Consider the following 24,417-nt stretch of genomic DNA (forward strand, 5'->3'; position numbering starts at 1 on the left):
TTGTCAGTCTCGTTAAAGAAAGGACATTGCGATGAAGACACGTAGTTCGCGGAGTTTCGGCTATCGAATCCAAATAACGGTGGCCATGGCTGCATTATTGGGTTCGATCGGCTTAGTGGTACATCGTTTTGGCAACGAGAGGGTGGTTGCCATCAGTCCTCTCTCAGAGGAGAGCATCCCGAACAACCACCCGGTGAAGAACCCGGGCGGGAAGGCGGCGACCTTCAGCACGCAGGGCTTCGTCAATCTTACCGGCGAGTACTTTCAGGCCCAGGGCACGAATGGTCGCAGCTGCGCGTCCTGTCATATTCCAGAAGAGGCCTGGAGCATTAACCCCGGCACACTGCAACATCTGTTTGATGAGTCTCAAGGCACGCACCCAATTTTCAATCCGCTGGACGCCAACAACCCGAGTGCGATCCCGCTGAACCCAACAGTCGAGGATTTGCTCGCCGCTTATAGCATGCTCTTGAGCCGCGGTGTGTTTCGCAGAGGCGGAACTCCGCGAGCAAACTCTGAGTGGGAGCTGATCGCGGTCGAGGATCCGCACGGTTATGCCAACCTGACCCGGCTCGTTCATTGGCGACGCGCGATGCCGACCATCAACTTCGCGCAGGGGAGCGCGACTATCAACTGGGACGGCGGGAACAGCGTCGGCTCCGACCAGCATGTCGGACTTCTCAATCAAGCGGCGCGCAACGTAACCGGTGGTCAGCAGGGTGCGCCGGCGCCGCCGGAGGTGATCGCTGATATCGTAGCTTTCGAAGAATCGCTCTTTACCGCCCAACTCATTGTCCCTGGCGTTGGGCGCCTCGACTCTGAGGGCGCGCGCGGCGGTCCCGAGGCGTTATCCACCATGCCGAAGCTCGCAGGCCGATTCGATCTGTTTGACGCATGGGCCAATCACGGGAACCCAAGACGAGCGCAGATTGCACGGGGCCAGGAACTCTTCAATACCACCAACGCCGGCGGACGCAGCTGCAGCGGTTGCCATAACTCTGCGAACAACGGCACGAACATCAACAATCTTCTGTTCGACGTTCGCACAGCTTCCGCTGAGGCGCGCACACCGGACCTACCTCTATACACCTTCCGTAACCGAACAACTGGGGAAATTCGCCAGCTGACAGATGCGGGCCGAGGTCAAATCACCGGGCTCTGGAACGATCTGGGTCGCTTCAAGACGCCCACGATACGGGCGCTGGCCGCGCGCGCCCCTTATTTTCACAACGGCATTGCTCCGACGATCGAAAGCGTTGTCCGCCACTACGAGGTTCACTTCGGTTTCGTTTTCACCGATCAAGAGAGAGCCGATTTGGTGGCTTTCTTGAACGCGCTCTAAATGTCGGTGCGTCCGTACGTGAATCGAGCTGGCGCAACGCTCGCAACAGAATTGGTAATAGTTTCCACCAGTTTAAGAACAGAAGGCGAAGCGTTGAGGACGGTTCACTCGACGCTTTCGTCATGATTCACCTTTTCGATCTGACCAACTGTCAAGCCGACTTACTTTCTACGCTGGTCTGTTTGCACTACCGCGAGTTGCAGCCGCTACTTGAAGAATCCCTTCTAGTCTTCCCACCACTCACCTTCCTATTCGCTCAGTTCACGGCTGGATAAGCGCGCTTTACAACAAATCGCTCTACTCATGTCGAGCGGACCTGCTAGGCTGCGCCATTACGTATCAATAGTGGATCGGACGCTGGCGGAGCCTCGTCGGGTCCCTGGAACACCACTACGCTGGAAAGGATGCAAAAGACATTGATGCACGTTTGGGTCTTCTTCTATGGCTTGTTCATGAGCCCTGGCGTATTGAGCGAGCACGGCGTAACGCCGGGCCGCATCGTCCCGGCGAGGCTGAACGGTTATGAGCTTTCCATTCGTCCCCGTGGAAACGTCATGCGCTCCGAGCGCTCTTGTGTTTACGGTGTAATGACCGAAGTCACTCATGAAGATCTCGCCAAACTTTATTCGGACCTCGATGAACTCTTTGATCTGAAGTACTTTCCCGAACCCGTGCTGGCCGAGGCGTTCGACGGCACAGTGAGGCCGGTGCTTTGCTATATCGCACCTCACATGGACGACGCGTTGGCGACGAAAGAATATGTCGACGAACTAGCAGAGGCGGTCAGAGCTGCCGGCCTTCCCGAATGGTACGCGGAACTCGTGGAGTCGTTTGGACCAAAAGAGTGAACGAGTGAACAAGGTAAAACTAATGAAAGTTCGGAAATATCGACTGACGCTAGTTCTCCTTTTCTGGTTGTTCATCTATTCGTTCGCGCAGACGGTGGCGCCTGACTCTGTTTCATCCGGGCAAAATGCATCGGCTGCCGAGATCGTGCTTCCGGCACCGACCGGCTCTTTTAGAGTTGGTCGGGCGAGTTTTCACCGCATAGACACATCAAGACTTGAGCCTTTTACCGAAGATCCTTCAGATCACCGGGAAGTGTTATTTCAAGTATGGTATCCCGCCGAACCTACGGGCGGAGCAGTTGCCCCATATGTTGATTCGTTGCCGGATGATGAGGTCTTTCGTTATTCGTTCGTGGGAATTGAGCGATTGATGAAGACACGCTCGCACGCACTTACCCGCGTGAAAGTTTCCGGCGCCATAAAGCGGTATCCGGTGATTATTTTTTCTCACGGATTGGGAAGGGTGTCGGCGCACTACACTGCTTTTTTGGAGAACCTGGCAAGCCACGGTTATATCGTGGTTGGCGTCGATTCACCATTCTTTTCTTCCGCCCTTAAAATGCCCGACGGTCGCATCATTCAGAACAAATCGCAACGAAATCAGCGTCCGGGAGCGCGTGTGGAAGAAGCAGTCATCCAGGCTCAGGACCTGGTTTTTGTGCTGGATGAATTGGAGCGAATAAATAAGAACGCAGCTGACATCGGTTTAGCTGGGCGCTTTGACTTGCGTCACGTCGGAGTATTTGGGCACTCTCGGGGCGCTATCGCCGCGCCGCACGCTTGTTTATTAGACGGTCGATTCCGTGCCTGTCTCAACCTCGACGGCTACTCATTAACTCCTGCTGTAATGGAGAAAGGTATCCGGCAACCTTATATGCACATTGAAGAAATCGCGCCGTGGCTGCAGTCTCCGCCAACGGACGAGGAATTAAGAACGGCCAACCAGACGCGGGAAGAAGCTAATAAACAGGCACAGGAGGCGGAGCAGAGAAGGGAGAAGACTTTCAGCAAAATGTCTTCCGGCGTTTATCTAGTCACCGTCAAGGGCGCAATGCATAACAGCTTTAGTGATATGCCGTTTATTGCGCCTGAGCGTTACAGCAACATAGAGATCAACGCCGAACGCGCCCTTGCGATTACCAATGCGTATATTCTGGCGTTCTTCGATCGCTACCTTCAAGGTCGGCCGCAATCGTTGCTCAAAGCTTCCGATCCACTGTTCCCGGAAGTCACGTTGAAGGTTTATCGCCCGAGAAACGCAATCAGACTCAGGTAAAGTGTGCCGGGGTCAGCGCTGTTTCTCGATTGCTTTGTCCGGTTAGGGTTTTCGTTGGTGCGCCGCCCGTGGCGCGTTAGTTCGCTTTGAGATTACACTTCGAAATGCAGAATCCCGAAAATGTCGATTAGCGTCGTTCGAATCTGCCGTTACCCCGTGAAAGGACTGAGTGTCGAAGACCTGGAGCGGGTGATGCTCACAGTCGGCCAGTGTCTCCCTCAAGATCGGCGCTTTGCCCTCGCCCATGCAGCGACAGACTTTGATCCCACTCGTGCCGCTTGGCTGCCGAAGACCAACTTCCTCATGCTGATGCGGAATGAAAAGCTCGCTCAGCTTCGGACGCGCTTCGACGAGCAGACTGGCTATTTCACGATCGAGCGCGATGGTCAATTGCTCCTGAAGGCCGAGATAGCCGATCCATCGCAGCGGGACTCGATTAACGAGTTCTTCGCCGATTTTCTGAGAGACTCTGTGAACGGTACGCCCAGGGTCGTCGAGGCGGCCGGCCATACCTTCTCTGATGCCAGACAAAAGCCCAATTCAACCACGTACCAGTACGTCTCGGTGGTGAACCTGGCGAGTATCAGAGCCCTTGAGCAGGTGGTGGGGGTACCCGTCGATCCGATTCGCTTTCGCGCCAACCTCTATATTGATGGCTTGCCCGCCTGGAGCGAGTTCGATTGGGTGGGCTCTGAAATCACGGTCGCGCAAGCAAGGCTACATATCGTCTCGCGCATAACCCGATGCGCCGCGACTACGGTGAACCCTGCGACCGCGGAGTGTGACTTGGACGTCCTCATACACCTCCAGCAATCGTTCGGGCACGTTCAAATGGGCATTTACGGAGAAGTCATCGGGAGCGGCGAGATTGTCACGGGCGACACGGTTCTGCTGAACCAGAACAAATTTTTTACCAGCGAATAAATGAAGATCTTTATCATCGGAGCCGGAGCGATTGGAAAAGCTTTAGCCGTCGCACTCAAACTCAGCAACAAGAATGTTGTCCTCGTGCGCGGAAGCGTTGACGACGGTTCGCGTTCGGTCGAAAAAATTGAAGTCGTCACGAACGACGGCGCCAAACTCGAAGCGGAGATTGAAGTCGGCACCTTCAGCCGCTTTTCCGCCCTCGACGGCATCATTGTTTTGACCACCAAATCGTTTGGCAACGACAATCTGGCGCGCACGCTCGAAGCCAAAGCGAAGAATTCGCCGCTCGTCATTTTGCAGAACGGCTTGGGAGTCGAACGCCCGTTTATTGACCGTGATTTTCCCGAAGTTTACCGCTGCGTCTTGTTTGTCGCCAGCCAAGCGATTTCCACCAACCTAATCAGATTTAAGCCGGTGACAATTTCTCCCATCGGCATCATCAAAGGCAGCAAGGCGAATTTACAGTCGGTGGTAGAGCAACTGAACTCTCCCGTATTTCAGTTCAAAACCGAAACCGACATTCAAACCGTCATCTGGACGAAAGCGATCATCAACAGCGTTTTCAATTCGATTTGCCCGCTGCTCGAAATTGACAACGGTATTTTTCATCGCGAAGCGCAGGTTCTCGACATCGCCAAAAGAGTCATCGCCGAATGCGTGGCGATTGCCAAAGAAAACGGAATCGATCTCGAAGCGGATGAAGTCGTTGAAAGGCTTTTGCTAATCAGCAAATCTTCGGACGGACAGCTTATCTCGACGCTGCAGGACATTAACAACAAGCGACCAACCGAAATCGAAACGCTAAACTTTGAAATCGTCAACATCGCCCGAATATTGAACCAGGAAAACGCGGTGACGGAAACCAAACTACTCGGAGAATTAACGCGAATGAAATCGGAATTAAGCCGTTCAAACTAATAGCCGGGGCGGTTATGAAGCGGCCGAGCGCTTCATTGCATCCCTCAAGTTGGGATCTTACGCCGGAAGCTCGGTGGGATGATTTGGATCAGCACAACCTGCATCACCATCTGGAGGAGATCTCATCAACTGGTTCGTGCACGAACGTGAAAGGTCGACATGGAACACTATACCTTCCCTGACACGAGCATCCCGCCCGCGTACGGACCCTATTCTCACGCCGTCGTGGCCGGGGATTTCGTCTTCCTCGCTGGTCAGATCGCGCGAGACCCAGTATCGGGCCAACTCATCGAGGGTGACATAAGGGCCCAAACCACCCGTTGCCTGGAAATCGTTGCCGATATTTTGAGAAGCCTTGGGCTCTCGCTGGCGGACGTGGTACGCACGACAGTCTTTCTATCCGACATCGGGGATTTCGACGCTATGAATAGCGTGTACGCCGCCGTGTTCCAGGCGCCGTATCCAGTACGTAGCACACCAGAGGTCAAGATGCCTTTCGGAGCGTTGGTCGGGATCGAAGTCACCGCTCACCGCAGCCGGCACACTCAAAGCGTTAGTGGTCAATAAGCATTGCTTCGTAAACATACTGGTTGCGATGCGAGCGGTCGTTACAGACGGAAAACAACGCGGAGGTTCATAGAATGAAAACCTTCATTGTCGATGCTTTCACAGACACACCATTCAAGGGGAATCCGGCGGGCGTTTGTATGGTTGAGTCGCCATTAGGGGATCAACGCATGTTGGACATCGCTCAAGAGTTGAACCTTTCGGAAACCGCTTTTCTTCACCCGCTGAAGAACCGGGGCGCTTATTCCATTCGATATTTTTCGCCGAGGGTGGAAATCCCCCTGTGTGGTCATGCGACCTTAGGCTCCGCCAAAGTGATTTTCTCGACTTTGGGACTAAACGAGGTTCACTTCCTAACCAGTCGGAATCTCGAATTGTCCGCGCAAGCGTCGAACGGCAAAATCGTCATGGAGTTTCCCATTTACGAAACACTACCCGCCGAAGCGCCGCCGGCCCTGCTCGCGGCGCTCGGGGTTAAAGCAGTCAGTAACGTCGCCTACAATGAAGAAACCCACATCTTATTGCTGGAATTAGCGAGCCCCGATGAGGTGGCTGGATTAGAGCCGGATTTTACGGCTTTGCTTCGGTCGCACCAATCCATCAATGGCGTTTTAGTCACGGCGGCATCTGGTTCAGACGGATATGATTTTCATTCACGGTACTTCTGGCCGTGGAGCGGCACAAATGAAGACCCGGTGACCGGGGGTTCGCACACCTTCCTGGCAAAATATTGGTCGTCGCGATTGGGCAAAACAAAAATGAGGTCTTTTCAAGCGTCAAAGCGAACCGGTTTCATGGAGGTGGAATTGAAAGACGGCAGGTTAAAGATTAAGGGCCAGGCCGTCATTGTTTTCGAAGGCCGGCTCGCCGTTTAGGTTTAGGGTGACGGCGGAACACTGGATGTGAGGCGACGGCGAGGGTGTCCTAATTTCTTTCCTGGTGTCTCTGTGCGAACTCCGTGTCTCTGGGTTGAAAATGGTCAGGAAAAGCTTCACCACAGAGTCACAGAGATGTTCACAGAGACACAGAGAAAAACCCAGCTTAGGGCACTACTAGGCAGCACAGTTCGCTCCGTCATTGACTCAACATCAAACTATGGAGGTGACCGCGGTGTCGGTATATGAAAAACTCAAGGCTCTCAACATCAACCTCCCTGAGGTGACGCAACCCGTGGCGGCTTTCGTACCTTTTGTGCGCAGCGGCCAATTGCTTTTTGTTTCGGGTCATATTGCGAGGATCGACGGTAAACCGTGGGTCGGACAGTTAGGCCGCGAACTTAACACCGAACAGGGAAAGGATGCCGCCCGAGGGGTGGCAATCGATCTGCTCGGAACCCTACATGGTGCTCTGGGCGATCTCGAAAAAGTTCGGCGGATTTTAAAACTATTGGTGCTGGTGAATAGCGATCCTTCGTTCACGGAACAGCACTTGGTCGCGAATGGTGCGTCAGAGTTTTTGGTCGAGGTCTTTGGCGACCGGGGCAAACACGCGCGCGCCGCGTTTGGGGTAGCGCAAATTCCCTTCGGTTCGTGTGTGGAGATTGATTTGGTGGCGGAAGTGGAATAGCCATGAAAATCAAATGGTGAGGTCATGGCGATGAAGGTGCCAGAGTCATCGGGGCGTAATGGAGTCGGGTGCGTTGGGTAAGATTGTTCTGATGTCTCGAGCGCCGGCGCGATTGAAACGAGTTAGCTTCTTAAACCTGGAGAGTTAGCGATGCCCTTGCTGCACTATCGAATCGTGGATGTCTTTACAACTGAAGCTCTGGAGGGAAACGCCCTGGCAGTGTTTACCGATGCGTCTCAGCTTGACGAGGCGATCATGCAGAAGATTGCGCGAGAGATGAATTTGGCTGAGACCACTTTCGTCCTGCCCCCGGAGAATCCGGACTGTGCGGCGCGGGTGCGAATATTCACGCCAAAGAAAGAGATGGCCTTTGCGGGTCATCCAACGATCGGCACGAGTTTCGTTTTGCTGGACGAGGGCGCATTACACAATCGTGACTCTTTTTGCCTCGAGGAAAAGGTCGGCCCAGTTCGGATTTGGGTTGAACATGGTGAGCGTCCGATGATTTGGCTGCTTACCCCGCCGATTTCCGAAGGGAGGATCTTTGATCGTTCGCTTTGTGCTCAAGCCCTCGGAATCGAGACAGATGATTTGCTCGACGTCGAGCCACAGCTTCTGAATGCCGGGAACCCGACATTGTTCGTTGGTCTCAAGAATGAAGGAGCAGTCGATCGGACTTGGCTGGATTCGCAGGGCATGAAGATCCTAAGAGATGGCGAAAGCGAACCGTTCTGTGTCTTTATCTTCTCTCAAACGAGCGAGGGCGCTTACTCGCGCATGTTCGCGCCTGACTATGGCGTCCCCGAAGATCCCGCAACCGGGAGTTCCACCGGGCCTTTGGCTGCCTTCATGATTAAACACGGCTTGCTTACGGGTGCTTCCGAAACGCGTTTTATCAGTGAACAGGGCACTAAGATGGGCCGCCGTAGTCTGTTGCACGTAAGGATTGCCGGTAACAAGCAAGCGGAGGAAATCTATGTCGGCGGCCACGTCACCGCAATTGCGGAAGGAAGAATGAGACTCTAGCGCCCGGCGGCAGGCGAAATAATATGCATATCCCGATACAAACAAACCTCCCACGTCTCGACCGGCTAGTCGTCGAATGGCGTGGCCGGCAGTTTTCGCTGCCCTACCTCTACCGCGAGGGAACTGGCGGCCCGGCCATCCTCGTTGTTCACGGGCTAGGTGGCGCGAAGGAAAACTTCTATGCCGCCTTCCAAAGTCCGGCCTTGGCCGACTGCACTCTGGCCACTTTCGACCAGCCTGGCACCGGCCTCGCCGCGTTTGACCCGGACGCCGATCTCGACGTCAGCGCCCTGGCCGACATGGCGCAGGCCGTAGCGGATCAGTTGCTGCCCGGTTCCTACTTTCTGGCGGGGGCCAGCATGGGCGGACTGATCACCTTGTTGCAAATGCGTCGTCACGGCATCGGGCGAATTAAGGGGTATATCAACTTCGAAGGAAACTTGTCATCGGAAGACTGCCTGTTCTCGCGACAGGTCGTCCCGCACGACTTCGCTTCGTTCGAGCCGGAGTTCCGGCGGATGATGGGGGATCTGCGCGCGTCACGCGACACCGGCGACCAGATGATCGCGCACAACATGGCGCTGAACGTCGACATCCGCGGCTATCATGCTTACTCGTTTGAGACGGTGGCCGAGTCCGATTCCGGGCGGCTCCTCGAAGAGTTCATCGGTTTGCCCGTGCCGCGTCTGTTCCTCTACGGCGAAGCCAATAAGCGCCTCTCCTATTTACCCCGGCTTCGGGCGAGTGAGGTACAGGTTCAGGAAATTCCCTCGAGCGCGCACTTCCTGTTTTACGACAATCCGGTCGAAACATTTCGGGCTGTGGGCGAGTTCGTGCACATGCCTCACCAGAACTCAGCCGTCTAACATCGGATAACCGGGACTCGCGAATCCAAGCCCGGCAATACCACGTTAGCTACGAGCAGTACTATGAAGAAAGAGATCGCCGACGCGGTCCCTGGCGATTAACTTCCATTGCGTCACGCGTTAGCTTCCCGGAGTCTTGCGGAGAACAATCCACAACTCTACTGATCGATACTTCGGTGCTTTTCGAGACGTGACTTCAATTCCGGGTCCGTGCAGTCCGCCTTTGCTCGTTAGATAGTTCTTCTCGCCTTGAATGAACGTTTGCACCTTTCGGCGCGCGTCTCGTGGCAGCGAATAGACGACGAGGCGCGCTTTCGCTCCAGGCGTCTGGCTGATCGCCTTAATAAATCCGTCGAGGCGCGCGGACTGATCCTCATACGACATTCCTGAGTAACCACAATCGTCAAAATAGTCGGCAGCCTTCAACTTTGTTTGAAACAAACGATCGCAGTCAAAACTGTAGCTGTCATACAAGAATGACTTCATGGTGCTGGGTTCAGCGGAAACTGCTGGGTCAGGCATGGGCGAGGGGCTTCCCGGCGGTGAGATCCAAAACTCGACCGTAATTTCTTCCCGCCGCCCGCCCTCTAACAGGACCAGGCGCGAGGGCTCAATGCCTCTGGGGCCCGCCAAATAGTTTTGCAGTCTTTTTACGTATCTGAGCGCTGCGCCCGGAAGCGATTTCGCGCCGTTATGGAAGATGAAGTAACCCTGCGCGTTGGGCTCGTTCTGCAAAGCGATGGCGATATTGTCCAGACGTGCGGAGTAATTCTCATGACTCATGTACCCAAAGTCATCGAACTTCCTCGGCCCTTGGGCATTCTCCTGCGCTGAGGCACTACGAAGAAACACGAAAGTCCCGAGTACGATCAACACCACGCATATCCGGCAAAGGCTCTTCATTTTCATTTCTTCAAATCGAAAATCATCATGAGTTTCAATACTATTCTTTGACTTTAGCGTTTGATCCGTCTAAATACCTGCAGCCCGCCATTCCTTATACAGCATGAACCCAAAGACGACAGTTCAGATTCGATCCTGGCTCCTTCCCTGGCTGCCAAGTCGGAAGCTGTCTCAGATGACTTGCTGCGCGCAATCATCGACGAACACGCGGAGCCAATCATCAAGAAAATACTGAGAAGTAAAGGTCGCCTTATGCCATCGATCAACGCATTGGAGAGGCGATTGATTCTGATTCCAAACCTGAGCTGTTCGTTTCCGGCATATTGGAAAATCTTCAGGCGTCAGATTTAACAAACTCGCGAGTAACCCCGAGCGCTTTCGACGCATCACAGGTGTCGTCTAGAGTTCGTACTCGCAATGCACACTTCAACCCCTTAAGGAGATCACTCAATGCCAGATAAGACAGAAGTACGCATCCCCGAAGACTCCGAGCAGAGTCTGCCGTTCTTCGCGCGCTTTCTCGAAGCCCAAGCCACCCCCGAGGTTAGCAAAATGACGCTCAAGTACCCGTCCGACAGGGATGAGATCGACCAACGACTTGAATTGACGTCAGGCAACAACGAATAAATAAAAAGTCCGTTCCAAACGGTCGCCGAAAAGCCGGTCGTGTCGAATCTCGCGCACGGCCGGCGCCCTTAACAGAAGGATCCGGCCCTCGTTCGAAGCATTCGCGGCTAGCATTCCATCGTCGCACGAGGCTCGTCAGACGGGGGCCGCACCTTCTAACTACTCACCTCCGACGCATGAATCCAACAGCGCGCGACGCCGTTCTCATGTTGACGCACGGCGGCGATTTCTACACCATCGATCTCGTCTCGCAGGCTCTTGCGCGCAGGGGCGCCCGCCCCATTCGCTTCAACACAGATTTCTTCCCGTCGTCCGTCATGCTTTCGGCTCGCGCGGGCGATGAACGCGCCGCGTACCTTTTCACGGACGTGGGCGAGCAGATTTCCACCACGGAGGTGCGCGCCGTGTGGGCCCGTAAGCTTTGGTCGCCGCGTATGGCCGACGACCTCGATGAGCGTTATCGCGAAATGTGCATACGGGAGTCCACCGCCGCGCTTGAAGGCTTTCTCGACGCGCTCCACGATGTGCGCTGGGTCAACGACCTCCAGCGCGAGGGCGCCGCCGAGAACAAGCAACGACAGCTCCGACTCGCCGCGCGCGCTGGCCTGCGCGTCCCGCGTACTCTCGTCACCAACGACCCCGTCGCGGCTCGACAGTTTTTCGCAGAGACTGAAGGCCAAACCGTGGCGAAGCTCCTCCGCCCGCTCACCGTCAGCATGGACGCTGTCGAGGCCTTCGTTTACACCAGCCGCCTCCGCGAAGAAGATCTGGCTTCGGCGGAGTCACTTCGGCATAGCCCGATGGTCTTTCAAGAGTTGATTCCGAAAGCGCGCGAATTGCGCGTCGCGTGGGTTGCGGGCGAAGCCTTCGTAGGCGCGCTCGACGCGAGTGGTACGTCGCGCGGGCATACCGACTGGCGGCGCGCCGCCGCCGGCGAATGTCGATGGGAGACGGCCCAGCTTCCCGCCGAGGTCTTAAGCGGCCTGCTGGCATTGATGTCGGAACTCGGTCTCGTCTTCGGGGCCGTTGATCTCATCTGTACTCCGTCGGGCGAGCACGTTTTCCTCGAAGTTAACCCCTCTGGCGAATGGGGTATGCTCGAACGAGACCTCGGCCTTCCTATCTCGGAAGCCATCGCCGAAGCGCTCCTCGAAACCCGTAAGCAGTAAGCAATAGGCCGGAGGCAGAAGACCCGAGGTCCAACCTTCAATTTACTTTTGAAGAAAAGCGACAACAGCTTTGCGATGACGTTAGGTGTCTGCCTTTCAGTTGCCAGTCATACCGCGGCTGTGCTTCACTGCGTCGTCGATGCCTGAGCTGTCCACAACCGAACTCGATCAACTTCTTTCGCGGATAAGTTCCTTTGTGCGGGACGAGATCTACCCGCTCGAACAGTCTTTCCTGCGCCAGCCTTTCCGTGAACTCCTGCCCGCGTTGCAATCCAAGCGAGCTCAAGTTAAAGCCGCCGGGATGTGGACCCCCCACCTTCCGGAAGAGTACGGCGGTCTCGGACTAACTCTTTCTCAATTTGCGCGGGTCAGTGAGGAACTCGGTCGCACGCCGCTGGGTCACTATTTATTCAACTGTCAGGCGCCCGACATCGGCAACACCGAAATATTGATAACTCATGGTACGGCTTCCCAGAAGGACCTCTATCTTCGGCCGCTGATACAAGGAGAGATTCGCAGCTGCTTTTCGATGACTGAGCCCGAACACCCAGGTTCGAATCCGACCTGGATGAGCACCACAGCCGTTACGGAGGGCGACGACTACGTCATCAACGGTCACAAATGGTTCACCTCCTCCGCCGAAGGTGCGAGCTTTGCGATCGTGATGGCCAACACCAATCCGGATTCGACCAGTCGCTACGGGAAGGCGAGTCAAATAATCGTTCCCATACCTACGCCGGGTTTCGAGATAGTGCGGAACATCAATGTCATGGGCGAGGACGGTAGCGACTACGCAAGTCATGCAGAGGTGCGATACACGAATTGTCGCGTGCCTCGGACGAACTTGCTCGGCGAAGCAGGTAAAGGATTTCAGATCGCTCAGGAACGACTCGGGCCCGGCAGAATTCATCACTGCATGCGTTGGATTGGAATATGTGAGCGGGCGTTTGATCTCATGTGTGACTATGCAGCGAAAAGGGAGTTGGCACCCGGTGTGTTGCTGGGGACAAAGCAGAACGTGCAGGAGTGGATCGCCGAGAGTCGGGCTGAAATAAACTCTGCCCGGCTCCTGGTTCTTGATGTTGCCTCAAAAATTGATCAGCTGGGCGCCAGCGCGTCGCGCTCGGAAATTTCGTTAATCAAATTCTACGTCGCCGGGATCCTGCAGCAGGTGCTTGACCGCGCCATTCAGGTCCATGGAGCGCTTGGCTTAACCGACGCCACGCTGCTTTCATACTGGTACCGACACGAACGAGGAGCACGAATCTACGACGGGCCGGATGAAGTTCACAAAACGGTGGTCGCCCGAGAGGCTCTGCGACGATACGGCATGAAGTTGTAGCAGCCATGGAAGAGTCCTCGTTCATTGATCAGCCGCGCGGTGTTCGCGCTGGAGAAGAACTAAACGAACAGAACCTTGCATCGTATTTGCGTACGCATCTCCCCAACCTGGAAGCCGCGCTTACGGTAAAGCAATTCCCCTCAGGGTTTTCGAATCTCACTTATCTTTTGAAGTTTGGCGATCGTCAACTCGTTCTTCGACGCCCGCCGATCGGGGCAAAAATCAAGACGGCCCACGACATGGGCCGAGAGTTTCGGATACTTTCACATCTGCATCCTGTTTATCCAAAGGTTCCCGAGCCGTTGTTGTTTTGTGAAGATGAGACGGTTATCGGTGCACCGTTTTATGTGATGGAGCGAGTGCGCGGAATCATCCTGCGGGCCCAATCTCCAGAAGGCTCCGAGCTGACGCCTCAAACTATGCGCCGCCTTTCGAGGGCATTTGTTGAAAACCTGGTTGAAATTCACGCGATCGATTATCGCGGAGCGGGATTGGGTGATTTAGGATCTCCACAAGGCTATGTGCATCGTCAGATCGAAGGGTGGACCAAGCGATATTACAATGCCCAAACTGACGATGTTCGCGAAATCGATCAACTTGCTGATTGGTTGCGCACACATCTTCCCCACGACTCGCCTGGAGCTCTGATTCACAACGATTACAAGTACGACAACCTCGTACTCTCATCAGAGGACATTGCCAGGGTCATTGCGGTCCTTGATTGGGAGATGGCTACCATTGGTGATCCGTTGATGGATCTTGGGACCACACTTGGTTACTGGGTAGAGTCGACGGATTCTGAAGAGTGGCAGCGATCCGGGTTTGTCTTGACGAGACTGCCAGGAAACCTGAGTCGCAAGCAGGTGGTTGACTACTACGCTGAGAAGAGTGGCCGCGAAATAGGCGATGCCACTTTCTACTACGCTTACGGCTTATTGAAGATCGCCGTAATCGTGCAACAGATCTATTTTCGATATAAGCAAGGCCTTACGACGGATTCACGCTTCGCCGGGCTGGGAAGCTTGGTCAAGGCTTGCGGCCGGCAGGCAGAGAGAGCGGTTGAAGGTGGAATAATTTGAGTTGGCGTCCGTACGGGAGTCGAACCCCGACTGGTCGGGGTCGCCGCCGTGAAAGGGAAGCGACCAATTGTAGTTCACGGGACTTAGCGGCATGGATAGCGCTTTAACGCACTTGAAGGACTAACGAGAACCGTTTATTGGGCGTTTAGTTGGACCCGCGAGTGGAGTACTGGTTAGGCCATAATCCGATTGAAAACCTGAAGACTTGATGCTATTAGGCGTGTCTCACTTACAAGCAAAGACAGTGGAATCAAAGGAGCCTCCCAAATGGGTTATCTTAAGGGAGTCAGTCTCGCCGTTATCGGCGTTTGCGTGTTTTTCATTGCCGCCACCACGGCCCGCGCCGATACCTTCGTGCTGACGGGCGGCCGAGGTGCCACGGGCGGGACAATTTTGAGTCTATTCCTAACCGGACCTAACTTCCAGTTCGAGACCGATGCCCTTGCGCAGACCCTCGCCCCCGCTCTTCAGGGTTGCCCTGGGCCCTCGGGCCAATGCACAACTGGGGCAACATTCAGTCTGAATTCCTCCGTACCCGCCACGGCTTTTACCTTCGGAGCGCCGGGCAGCCTGGTCGTCAATGGTACAAGCTATCCTCCTTTCCGATTTAACAGCGGAAGCGTGAACTGGATGGGGAGTGCAATCGTTCCCACAACCACCGACCGCGGTGAGATCGTTTTCTCGATGCCCTTTACCATGTCGGGTACAATGGTTGGCACCAACATAGTCGGGAACCTATTTATACCGCCCGACCCAGCCGAAACAGTAATCTTCAGTTTATCGTTTGAAGCCGCAGGGACGGCGCTGGTGTTTCTTGATCAATTCAATCGCCCTAACTTCGTCAATTTCCAAATGACTTCAGGGTCAGTGCAGTTTGACCCCGTGCCCGAACCGGCTACGATCCTGCTGCTAAGTGCCGGCCTCGCAGGTTGGTCGGTGCTGCGCCGTAGGAGGCGCTAGACTTACCTCATAAACTTTCACTAACTATTTAGCTGCGGTTTTTCTAAACGCACGTACCCGGACCAGGAATGCACTTAGCAGAGTAAAAGTGTGTCTGACTTAATAACCTCGGTTCTTCGTATTGCCGTTCGCAGCCCAATGCTACGAAAAAACCGGCCAGTTGGCTTGAGTGATGGCGATGCGATGGGAAGGAGGGGCAGGGAAGTTGGCGTCCCGTACGGGAGTCGAACCCGTGTCGCCGCCGTGAAAGGGCGGTGTCCTAGGCCACTAGACGAACGGGACGCACAGAATTGATTTTTGGTGAGAGAACGAAACCGTTAAGTTAACTGACAGGCGGGACACTGTCAAACGACTCGCTTTGAAGCTTCTCAATCAGTTTTGTCAGCGCGCGCCGTTCATTCTCTTCGCTGAAAACGAATCGCAAAGCAAAGCCCATGTCCGCCACCCGGTAGACGACTTTCCCCCAGGCAAAGACCAGATGATTGCCAAAGTCTATTTCCAGTCGCACCAGTTCTGCTGCTTTAACTTCACCCGCAGTTAGCACGAAGCAGCCACTCGCGCTCAGATCGCAAATTCCACCTCGATCCTGCGTCAATAAACTTTGCCAGCGCGCCGGCAGGTTCAGACGAATGCGTTCAGCTTGACGACGCTCTTGCATGAGCAGAACTTCAACTTATAATCACTGCGCGTAGTTTCAAAGCGCTTCAAGAATCGCGCTACTTATAGCACAGGAGATCGTCGCCATGTTTAGCCTTCGCGCTCTTTCCTCAACTTTGCTGGTGCTGTTGACATGTGGGGTCGCTGTCGCCCAACACGAAGTTGGGGGCGGGTCGACTTCGGGCAGCGCAACTTCCACGGACTCAGGTCGTGGAGGCAGCGTCCGCGTCCGTCGCGCGCCAGCTCGGGCCGTCGCGCCGCGCCGTACGCGGCCCGCGGTTCGCGCGCTCACGGCTGAGCAATACGACCAGCAAGGCGACATTCTTTTTAAGGCCGAACAGTACGACGATGCGCTCGAGGCATATCAGAAGGCAGTCCAGCTAAAACCGATCGCGTCGGCTTACTATCACATCGGTTGGATCTACAACGAGCGTGATGAATATGCGCAGGGGCTGACAGCGTTGCAGCAGGCGATCAGGCTGAATCCAAATTACGCGATCGCGTACGGAGAGATTGGCTATTCGTATCGCAATCTAAAACGCTATGACGAAGCGCTGTTGGCTTATCGGCGCGCGGTCACCCTCGACCCATCGTACGCGCGGGCGTACTACGACATGGGTTGGACATTTAATGAAAAGAAACAGTATGCCGAGGCGGTGCCGCCGCTGCGCACCGCGATTACCCTGAGACCCAATTACGCGGAGGCTCATTTCGAGTTAGGTTACGCCTCCCGCCGTCTGGGACGTTATCAGGAAGCGATTAGCTCTTATCGTCAGGCAATTTCATTCAAATCAGATTACGCCGAGCCGTACTTTGGACTTGGCGACGTGTATTTCTACAACACCAGCCAATATCCGGAAGCCATTAGCGCTTACAGCACGGCGCTCACTATCAAGCCGAACAATGCGACGGCGGTTTACAACATCGGCTGGTCGCACAATGAGCTGAAGCAGTATCAGCAAGCGATCGTCCAGCTCGAGCGGGCTGTCAGTCTGAAGCCTGATTACGCCGAAGCACATGGTGAACTCGGTTACGCGTATCGAAAGCTGGAACGGTTCAACGACGCGATGCGCAGCTACAACCAGGCGGTCCGGCTCAAGCCTGATTACGCCCCGCCGTATTTCGGTTTGGGCGATTTGTACTACTACAACCTGAGCCAGAGTGAGAATGCGATTCGCGCCTATCAGCAGGGCTTGCGTCTAAAGCCGAACAACGCGACGGCCCACTACAACGTCGGGTGGGCCTTCAACGATCTGGGCCGTTTTCCTGAGGCCCTCGCGCCGCTGCGTGAAGCGCTTCGCCTGAAAGCGGAATACACGGAAGCGTATCAGGAGCTTGGCTACGCTTATTTAAATATCGGCAGTTACAACGAAGCGGTGGCGAGTTTTCGCGAGGCGATTCGCATCAAGCCGGATTACGCGCTCGCGCATTACAACCTCGGCGTTACTTACGTCAACATGCGCGACCGAAGCCGCGCGCTGGAACAGTATCGAGTCCTTCAACGGTTGGATCGCGCGCGGGCGGACAAACTCTACGCTGCGATCAGTAAATGATTCGTCTAGACGAGGTGATTTCGTTTAGAGGCGGGCTTGCCCGCCGGTCTTTATGAAGGCGGGCGGTAGCCCGCCTCTAAACTATTCGAGTAAATCGGGAAACTCATTTTGATGACCACCGCTATTGTTCATCATCCAGTTTTTGAAAAGCATGACACCGGCCCCGGCCACCCTGAGCGGTCCGAGCGTTACGCCGTGGTCATGGAAGCACTGCGTGGCGACGCAGAACTTTGGTCGAGTGCGGTGGAGATTGAAGCTGACCAGGCGAAGCGCACCGAGATTCAGTCCTGCCATACGCCACAACACTTCAAACGTGTCGAGCGAGTCGTGAATGAAGGCACCGGTTATCTCGATTCAGACACAACGGTATCGGTGCATTCACTTGACGCCGCCTTGCGCGGCGCCGGAGCGGCTTGCCGGGCCATCGATGCAGTTATGCAGGGTGACGCGGCGAACGCTTTCGTTCCTGTCCGGCCGCCCGGCCACCACGCGACGCCCGATCGCGCCATGGGCTTTTGCCTCTTCAATAATGTCGGAGTCGCGGCGCGCTACGCGCAGCAGCGTTACAAGGAAATCGAGCGCGTTGCCATTCTCGATTGGGATGTTCATCACGGTAACGGAACGCAGGGAATCTTCTACGACGACCCATCGGTTTTTTACTTCTCCATGCATCAGTATCCGTGGTATCCGGGCACGGGAACACGGGACGAAACGGGTCACGGCCGCGGGCGCGGCTACACCTTGAATGTGCCGCTGCGGGCAATGACGCCCACGACCGATCAGCGGCGCGCGTTCGAAGCCGCCGTGGGCGACATGGCGGAGAGGTTTAAGCCCGATCTGATTCTGATTTCAGCAGGCTTCGACGCGCACACGGCTGACCCGCTCGGCCAGTTACTGCTGACCGACACTGACTTCGTGCAGATGACCGAGGTGCTGAAAGATTGGGCGAAAGACGCCTGCGCGGGCCGTCTTGTCTCGTGCATGGAAGGCGGCTACAACCTCGGAACGCTCGGCCAGACAGTACGGGCGCATGTGAAGGCACTTCAGGCGTCCTGAGCCTTCGAATTCCTCTGTACAGTTCCCGCCTCCGAGAGTACACTCTGCGCAAACGTTCAACAGATAAACCCACGGGAGAAGCCCATGCCAGATCTGGATATCAATTGCGCCGAGTGCGGATCAACCTTTCCTTTTACTGAGCGAGAGCAGGACTATTATCGTGAACGGGGACTGACTCATCCGAAGCGCTGCAAGCCATGCCGCGACGCGCGCCGCCAAAATTTTGGCGGTCCGGGCCAGGGCCGAGGCGGCGGCGGTGGCAGTGAGCGGGAAAGATTCGAGATTGTTTGCGATCAATGCGGAAAGGGCGACAGTGTTCCGTTCAAGCCTCAGGCGGGCCGACCGGTTTTATGCGGCGAATGCTTTGCCGCGAGCCGCGCTCAACGCGGCGCGTAACGTGTAGTAAACATTTTCGGTGGAAGCCCGACCGTAGGGCGATGAGATCTCAAATCTGAGCTCTGGGATTTGAGATCTGAAATCTGAGATCTCATCGCTTCACGCGCCGGCCGTTATGATGACTGCCTTCAATCCGAGCAACTCCGAAAAATCTTTTGTGTAGACGGCGTCGATTTTTCGGGCGTCGGCGACGCATTCAACCAATTCATCGGTCGAAATAAATCCGTCGCTAATGCCGGCGATGGCCCAGGTCGGGACATGGGCGGCAATGTGCAGCAGATCCTCAACCAGCCTCAAATACTGTTCCTTCGTTTCGACCGGCGCCGCCAACCGCGCACTGCCGAAATGCCCATTGTCGCGGGAAGCACGCGACTGTCGCAGCCACTCTTCGCGCCATGAAAGCACGCGCGCGTTGCGGCTGTCGGTCGCGCGCGGCGGATGCGGCAGCCGGATAAAAAGCAGATCCGTGTCGAAGGTCTCGGCGACAAAACTTCGCACCGGCGTGTTGGTGCTTTTGTTCTTCAGCCGGTTATCAACTGGCGGCGGGAGAGTGCGCCACAACCTGCGAAAGACATTCGACAGAGAAAGCGGCTGACGCAGATCCCGGGTTTCAAGATTGAACGAGAAAACGTAGTCGCCAACGGCCATCCCAAGCGTGAGGGCCAGCGCACGCTTGTAAGGTGATTGAAGCTTATCGGCATTCGCGCGTACGTTATCGAACCACCACGCGTCAGTCTCGTTGAACCAGGACAGCAGCGCGGCGTTCTTAAAGTAGTTCGCCGGGACGTAGGCGTCGGCCAAAACAAGATCAATGTCGGCTTCCGTCAGTACTTCCAAGTTGTTTTCAATGAAAGCCGTCGACTTTGTCCACGACCATTCCGCCGGATCATTCGCGGCGACACTCACGTTTAAACGTTTCAAGTACTGCCCGAGGTGCGGCTCGCCCGCGAGGGGCAGCGCCACGGATTGAAATTTCAAACGGCGGAGCACGCTCAGTTCGAATCCGAGCCAGCTCATGCCTCCAGTATTGATCCCGTTCTGAGTGTGCAAACTATGTCCCCAAATGGTCGATGCGCTCCAGCAAATCGTCAGCAATGCCCGGCAGATCCGGGGGCGTGTCCTCTCTATAGTAGCTCCGCAATTCGTCAAACGGTTCGAGCGAGAGCAGCGCTTTGACCACTCCCGGATCGAACTCCAGACCAATCCACTCGAGCAGATGTTCACGCGCCTGTTTCTCCGAGAGCGCAGGACGAAACGGCCGATCATCCGTCAAAGCGGCGTAGGCGTCGGCGACGCGCAGGATGCGGGCTCCAAGTGGTATCTGTTCGAAGCGCAGGCCGTCGGGGTATCCGCTGCCGTTCCACCATTCGTGATGCCAGCGAACCAGCAATTGCGCGCCGCGATCAGCTCCGGCATCGGCCGCTTCGCGTTCGCCAAGCACCGGATGCCGTGCGAGATCGATGCGCTCGTCGTCACTCAATGGCCCACGTCCCTGGATGTAATCGCGCGCCATCGCCGCCTCGCCCAGATCGTGCGCCAGCGCGGCCACGCGCAGCGAAAACCGGTCGCGCGAACCCAGACTGAAAGACTTGCCAATTTCTTCGGCGATCGCCGCGACCCGTACCGCGTGCGGATGCGAATATTGCTCGAACTGATCAGCCTCAGCCGCCAGGTCTCTGAAAATCTCAATCGTCGCCACCTGATCGACGTCGTTGGTTTCAATTAGCGGCATAGATTCGTCGTGTCAGTTCTTCAAACTCGCCAGTAAAGTTCGTGCCGCGGCGTTTTTTGGATCCACAGTCAAGGCGCGTTGTAATTCGCCTTCAGCGCGGCGGCGTAGCCCGAGGGCTTTGTAGAGTTCCGCGAGCGCGACTCGATACGAAGTGTTATCCGGATCGAGGGCTATGGCGGCTTTCAGTTCGAATTCGGCCAACCGTCTCGTCTTTGGATCGCTGATGAGCGCCCGTCCATATTCAGCGCGGTAGCGCGCGCAACGCGGTTCAATACTGGCGGCTTCGGCAAAGAATCTCACTGCCTGTTGCAGCTGGCGCTGATTAGTAGCGGCAACACCTTTTTGAAAACTCGATTCAGCGCGACTCTCCGTCGTTGTTTGCGGGGAAGCCGGACCGCCCTCACTGGTCGCCCCTTTTGAACCTGACGGAGACGCCGGGACAGCAAACTGTGCGTCATAAGTGGCGCGGGACGATTGATCGCCCAGTACGTCGTAGGCTTGTGCGACGCGCGCGAACGCAGCTTCGATTTGGCTGCGAAGTTTCGCGTCGGCCTGGTGGAAACGGTCCGGATGAAAGCGGCGCGCCAAAGAATGGTACGCGTTCTTGATCTCGTCGGCGCTCGCCTGATGACTCACGCCGAGCAAGTCGTAGTAAGTGGCCGCCACTTCGGCCCGGGCGAAGAAATCTTCGAGCGTACCGAGTTGCTCATCGGCGCCGGCTTCGCTTTTCACCGGCACCTTTGCGCCGGCGCTGCCTTCGAATTGCGGTGTCGCCCACGCGGCGCGCTTAACTACGCCACAGATAGCGAGAGCGTAAAGCGACTGCAACGTTTCCTCCGCGTTCATCCCGCTCACCGACAGCAAGTCGTTGACCGTCGTCGGGCCGTCGATGCGCGAAAGCACGAAGGCTTCGGCCGGCAACAAACTTGGTTGCTGGCCATTGGCTTGCGCGAGTTCAAGCCGCTCGGACGTATCGGCAAAGCGTGACAAAAGGTAAGTTGCGGGCAGATGGCGCGTCGATTCCAGCAGCAGCCGGCGCACATCAATCGCCACACGCGTGTCGCCGGCAATACGCACGCGTGGATCGAATTCCCAGTCACCCTCGGTCCAGAGCAAAACGCCACGCAGAACTTCCGCGACATGACCAGCCCGAATGGTGCCGACCCGGTCTGCACGAATGCGGCGACTCTCCACGAGGATATTCAGCACTTCATCATCGGTCGCTTTTGGCGGGAACGAGGCGGCCGCGCTTTCATCCAGGATGCCGGTACGCTTCAGAAATTCGAGCAGGCGATGGGTGCGAATGTTCGAAGCCGCGAAAGCGACGTCGCCACTCTCGAAATACACGACTGCTTTCGCTCGGTCGCGGGAGAGTCTGAGCGCGCCCGAAGCTGAAGCTTCGCCGATTTCACGAATCAGTTCCGCAACAGGTTTCTGAGCGAGCTCGCCTTTAGTTGCCTTGGTCATGGTTGCGCCGGCCAATCAGAAATCATAGCGCACGGCTTCTGTGGTGCGGAAGCCGCAATTTCTACCGAGCGCGATGTCGTCAGGCTTTAGGGTGAGTTTTATCGTAGACCTCGATCAGCTTTTCCATGGAAACATGCGTGTAGACCTGCGTAGTCGAAAGCCGCGCGTGGCCAAGCAAGGCTTGGATGTCGCGCAGATCGGCGCCGCTGTCGAGCAGGTGTGTCGCAAATGAATGACGCAACGCGTGGGGGCTGATGTCGTGAATGCCGGCGCACAGTTTGATGTACTTCTCGATCAAGCGGCCCACTGAACGAGTCGTCATTCGCGTGCCCTGGTAGTTAAGGATTAGCGGCTGCGCGTCGCGCTTGGTCGCCGGCGCGTTCATGAGGAATTGCTCGCGCACGGAAAGATAATCCTGCAAGGCCTTCGCGGCGGGTTCACCGAACGGGACGATCCGCTCTTTGCGCCGCTTGCCGAAAACGCGCAGCAGCTTGTTACTGAAATCGATGTCGCGGAGATTCAATTGCACCAGCTCGGATACGCGCACGCCCGTAGCGTAAAGCAATTCAAGAATTGCGCGGTCGCGCTTGCCAAAATGTGTCTCCGCGTCAGGCGTTTCAATAAATCGAACAGCGTCTTCGACGGACAAGTGAACCGGAAGCTTCTTTTCTTTGCGGGGAGTCGCGACCAGTTTCGCGGGGTTCGATTCAATCACGCCTTCGCGCACGAGAAACTGAAAAAAGGTCCGCAGCGCCGCGAGCTTCCGCGCGATCGATGATTTCTTTTTCCGGTCCGAGTGCAGCGAGGCCAGCCATTCACGAATCGTGAGGTGATCGATCTGCTTGATATCGGGCTCGGCAGGTGGAGCCGGCGCTCGTTTCTTCCCATTCCCGTTTGCTGGTTCCGGCGGGACCAGATAGGCGACGAACTGCTGCAGGTCGCTTTCGTAGTTGCGCAGCGTGTGAACGCTGACGTTGCGTTCGTAGCGCAGGTGATCGAGAAACTGCGTACTAAGATGGTTAAGCATCCGGAGCGAGGGGGCAGGCTGTCAGGTGTGCATCAGCCGGAAAGCCGACGCTGCGGCCACTCTACACCCGTTCGCGTTTTTTGACTAGAAATCCCTTGCGCGCGCGAATCCGCAGGTTGCTCCTGTCCTTCACGCGAATTGAAATGTTGTGATAGCGGCCGTCGCGTTTGTCCTCAGGCGGGTAGTAGCTCAGCACATACTGTTGCGCCAGGTCCGCTGCGATCTGCGTGAAGGCGATGTCCAGGTCGTCAACGTTCTTCGGAATGTAAACCGCGCCGCCCGTTTGCGCTGCGAACTCGTGCATGCGACGTTCAGCGGCCAGATCGCGCACATTCGCGTTGTCATAGAGTCCGGTTTGCACGACATAAATTTGGCATTCGTCGCCTTGCAGCCTTCTGAGCGTTGCATCGAAATCGTGATCGTGACGGCTGGTGGTGTCGCGGCCGTCTGAGACAATCACGATCACGCGCCGGCCGCTGAAGGGTCTCAGATAAGTGAGAGCGGCAAACACGCCGTCGTACAACGACGTGGAACCCTCCGCCTTTCCGAACGACTCAATTGTTCGTTGCAGAACTCGAACATTGTTGGTCATGGGTTGCGACAGCAGCACGTCGGTGGAGATGGAATAGATGGCCGCTTCATCGATGGGGCGCATTACGTTTTCAAAGAACCGCACGGCCGCATGTTTTTCGAACTCGCGCGAGGCGCTCAGACTGCCGCTGTTGTCGAACAGCATCGCCATCCGCACGGGCGTTTCCGAGCGATTTATGTCGCTGATCGCATGTATCTGACCGTCCACACGCAACTCAAAATCATCCAGTGTCAGCGTCGTAATCGCAGCGCCGCGACTATCAACCACGGTAGTCGGTACCGGCACCAGGTTTGAACTTACGCGAAGGACATCATCCCCTTCGTCCGAGTTCATGTTCGAAGGATCGGCAATTGGGGTGGTCGACGATGGGCGCGACGACTTATTGCCGTTCGCAGTCTTCGGATCCTTCTGACGGCCGGATTGAGATTGAATTGTCAGCGGCGCAACAATTACGATGACGGCAATCGCAATACTGAGAAGTCGCGCGCGACGAACATGAGGACTTGGGGGAACTTGCATCA

25 protein-coding genes and 1 tRNA gene are annotated in these 24,417 nt (G+C 56.0%); 18 read left to right on the forward strand and 8 right to left on the reverse strand.

Features of this window, described 5'->3' with window-relative positions:
• The first annotated feature begins 31 nt into the window (after positions 1-31).
• The 10 genes from VFX97_15745 to VFX97_15790 all read left to right on the forward strand — a co-directional run bounded on the left by VFX97_15745 (position 32) and on the right by VFX97_15790 (position 9,336).
• Positions 32-1,342: a hypothetical protein gene (locus VFX97_15745; protein ID HEX5704655.1), complete on the forward strand. Its 1,311-nt coding sequence runs from the start codon at positions 32-34 to the stop codon at positions 1,340-1,342.
• A 404-nt stretch (positions 1,343-1,746) separates the two neighbouring features.
• A complete protein-coding gene (locus VFX97_15750) occupies positions 1,747-2,190 on the forward strand; it encodes a gamma-glutamylcyclotransferase family protein (protein ID HEX5704656.1) in 444 nt (147 codons plus the stop codon).
• Positions 2,191-2,212: 22 nt separating this feature from the next.
• Positions 2,213-3,466, forward strand: a complete 1,254-nt coding sequence (locus VFX97_15755; protein HEX5704657.1) for a hypothetical protein — start codon at positions 2,213-2,215, stop codon at positions 3,464-3,466.
• Positions 3,467-3,586: 120 nt separating this feature from the next.
• Positions 3,587-4,390: an MOSC domain-containing protein gene (locus VFX97_15760; GenBank protein ID HEX5704658.1), complete on the forward strand. Its 804-nt coding sequence runs from the start codon at positions 3,587-3,589 to the stop codon at positions 4,388-4,390.
• Positions 4,391-5,311 carry a 2-dehydropantoate 2-reductase gene (locus VFX97_15765; GenBank protein ID HEX5704659.1) on the forward strand — a complete coding sequence of 307 codons (921 nt, stop codon included), beginning with the start codon at positions 4,391-4,393 and terminating at the stop codon, positions 5,309-5,311.
• 159 nt (positions 5,312-5,470) lie between these two features.
• Positions 5,471-5,878 carry a Rid family detoxifying hydrolase gene (locus tag VFX97_15770; GenBank protein HEX5704660.1) on the forward strand — a complete coding sequence of 136 codons (408 nt, stop codon included), beginning with the start codon at positions 5,471-5,473 and terminating at the stop codon, positions 5,876-5,878.
• Positions 5,879-5,952: 74 nt separating this feature from the next.
• Complete coding sequence (locus VFX97_15775) at positions 5,953-6,753, forward strand: PhzF family phenazine biosynthesis isomerase (GenBank protein ID HEX5704661.1); 801 nt, start codon at positions 5,953-5,955, stop codon at positions 6,751-6,753.
• Positions 6,754-6,988: 235 nt separating this feature from the next.
• Positions 6,989-7,444, forward strand: a complete 456-nt coding sequence (locus tag VFX97_15780) for a RidA family protein (protein ID HEX5704662.1) — start codon at positions 6,989-6,991, stop codon at positions 7,442-7,444.
• A gap of 150 nt (positions 7,445-7,594) precedes the next feature.
• Positions 7,595-8,470: a PhzF family phenazine biosynthesis protein gene (locus VFX97_15785; protein ID HEX5704663.1), complete on the forward strand. Its 876-nt coding sequence runs from the start codon at positions 7,595-7,597 to the stop codon at positions 8,468-8,470.
• Between the two features lie 23 nt (positions 8,471-8,493).
• Positions 8,494-9,336: an alpha/beta hydrolase gene (locus VFX97_15790; protein ID HEX5704664.1), complete on the forward strand. Its 843-nt coding sequence runs from the start codon at positions 8,494-8,496 to the stop codon at positions 9,334-9,336.
• Positions 9,337-9,456: 120 nt separating this feature from the next.
• Here VFX97_15790 and VFX97_15795 read toward each other — a convergent pair whose 3' ends face one another.
• Positions 9,457-10,239, reverse strand: coding sequence for a hypothetical protein (locus VFX97_15795; GenBank protein ID HEX5704665.1), 783 nt, complete (start codon positions 10,237-10,239; stop codon positions 9,457-9,459).
• Positions 10,240-10,689: 450 nt separating this feature from the next.
• Here VFX97_15795 and VFX97_15800 point away from each other — a divergent pair, with 450 nt between their 5' ends.
• The 5 genes from VFX97_15800 (at position 10,690) to VFX97_15820 (ending at position 15,416) form a co-directional block, all read left to right on the forward strand.
• On the forward strand, positions 10,690-10,866 hold the full coding sequence (locus tag VFX97_15800; protein HEX5704666.1) for a microviridin/marinostatin family tricyclic proteinase inhibitor: 177 nt from the start codon (positions 10,690-10,692) through the stop codon (positions 10,864-10,866).
• 176 nt (positions 10,867-11,042) lie between these two features.
• Entirely contained in the window at positions 11,043-12,035 is a 993-nt protein-coding gene (locus VFX97_15805) for an MvdC family ATP-grasp ribosomal peptide maturase (GenBank protein ID HEX5704667.1), read from the forward strand.
• Positions 12,036-12,174: 139 nt separating this feature from the next.
• Positions 12,175-13,377, forward strand: a complete 1,203-nt coding sequence (locus VFX97_15810) for an acyl-CoA dehydrogenase family protein (protein ID HEX5704668.1) — start codon at positions 12,175-12,177, stop codon at positions 13,375-13,377.
• Positions 13,378-13,382: 5 nt separating this feature from the next.
• Complete coding sequence (locus tag VFX97_15815) at positions 13,383-14,456, forward strand: phosphotransferase family protein (protein ID HEX5704669.1); 1,074 nt, start codon at positions 13,383-13,385, stop codon at positions 14,454-14,456.
• A gap of 267 nt (positions 14,457-14,723) precedes the next feature.
• Positions 14,724-15,416, forward strand: a complete 693-nt coding sequence (locus VFX97_15820) for a PEP-CTERM sorting domain-containing protein (protein HEX5704670.1) — start codon at positions 14,724-14,726, stop codon at positions 15,414-15,416.
• A gap of 206 nt (positions 15,417-15,622) precedes the next feature.
• Here the strand turns inward: VFX97_15820 and VFX97_15825 are convergent.
• Together VFX97_15825 and VFX97_15830 are read right to left on the reverse strand one after the other, a co-directional pair.
• Positions 15,623-15,698: transfer RNA gene (locus tag VFX97_15825), tRNA-Glu, on the reverse strand.
• Positions 15,699-15,738: 40 nt separating this feature from the next.
• The gene (locus VFX97_15830; protein ID HEX5704671.1) at positions 15,739-16,074 is read right to left on the reverse strand and encodes a PilZ domain-containing protein; all 336 of its coding nucleotides are present in this window, start codon (positions 16,072-16,074) and stop codon (positions 15,739-15,741) included.
• 85 nt (positions 16,075-16,159) lie between these two features.
• On the opposite strand from VFX97_15830, the gene VFX97_15835 reads away from it, so the two are divergent.
• From VFX97_15835 to VFX97_15845, 3 genes are all read left to right on the forward strand, one after another.
• Entirely contained in the window at positions 16,160-17,626 is a 1,467-nt protein-coding gene (locus VFX97_15835) for a tetratricopeptide repeat protein (GenBank protein ID HEX5704672.1), read from the forward strand.
• A 111-nt stretch (positions 17,627-17,737) separates the two neighbouring features.
• Entirely contained in the window at positions 17,738-18,682 is a 945-nt protein-coding gene (locus tag VFX97_15840) for a histone deacetylase (protein HEX5704673.1), read from the forward strand.
• Between the two features lie 84 nt (positions 18,683-18,766).
• Positions 18,767-19,078 carry a zinc-ribbon domain containing protein gene (locus VFX97_15845; protein ID HEX5704674.1) on the forward strand — a complete coding sequence of 104 codons (312 nt, stop codon included), beginning with the start codon at positions 18,767-18,769 and terminating at the stop codon, positions 19,076-19,078.
• 99 nt (positions 19,079-19,177) lie between these two features.
• Here VFX97_15845 and VFX97_15850 read toward each other — a convergent pair whose 3' ends face one another.
• The 5 genes from VFX97_15850 to VFX97_15870 all read right to left on the reverse strand — a co-directional run bounded on the left by VFX97_15850 (position 19,178) and on the right by VFX97_15870 (position 24,415).
• A complete protein-coding gene (locus tag VFX97_15850; protein HEX5704675.1) occupies positions 19,178-20,095 on the reverse strand; it encodes a hypothetical protein in 918 nt (305 codons plus the stop codon).
• A 34-nt stretch (positions 20,096-20,129) separates the two neighbouring features.
• The gene (locus VFX97_15855) at positions 20,130-20,810 is read right to left on the reverse strand and encodes an HD domain-containing phosphohydrolase (protein HEX5704676.1); all 681 of its coding nucleotides are present in this window, start codon (positions 20,808-20,810) and stop codon (positions 20,130-20,132) included.
• 12 nt (positions 20,811-20,822) lie between these two features.
• Positions 20,823-22,277, reverse strand: coding sequence for a DnaJ domain-containing protein (locus VFX97_15860; protein ID HEX5704677.1), 1,455 nt, complete (start codon positions 22,275-22,277; stop codon positions 20,823-20,825).
• A 79-nt stretch (positions 22,278-22,356) separates the two neighbouring features.
• Positions 22,357-23,304 (reverse strand): tyrosine recombinase XerC, encoded by a 948-nt coding sequence (gene xerC / locus VFX97_15865; GenBank protein ID HEX5704678.1) that lies wholly within the window; start codon positions 23,302-23,304, stop codon positions 22,357-22,359.
• Positions 23,305-23,365: 61 nt separating this feature from the next.
• A complete protein-coding gene (locus VFX97_15870) occupies positions 23,366-24,415 on the reverse strand; it encodes a VWA domain-containing protein (GenBank protein ID HEX5704679.1) in 1,050 nt (349 codons plus the stop codon).
• Positions 24,416-24,417 lie beyond the last annotated feature (2 nt).

Source organism: Pyrinomonadaceae bacterium (assembly GCA_036277115.1).
In the GTDB taxonomy this organism is placed as follows: Bacteria; Acidobacteriota; Blastocatellia; order Pyrinomonadales; family Pyrinomonadaceae; genus UBA11740.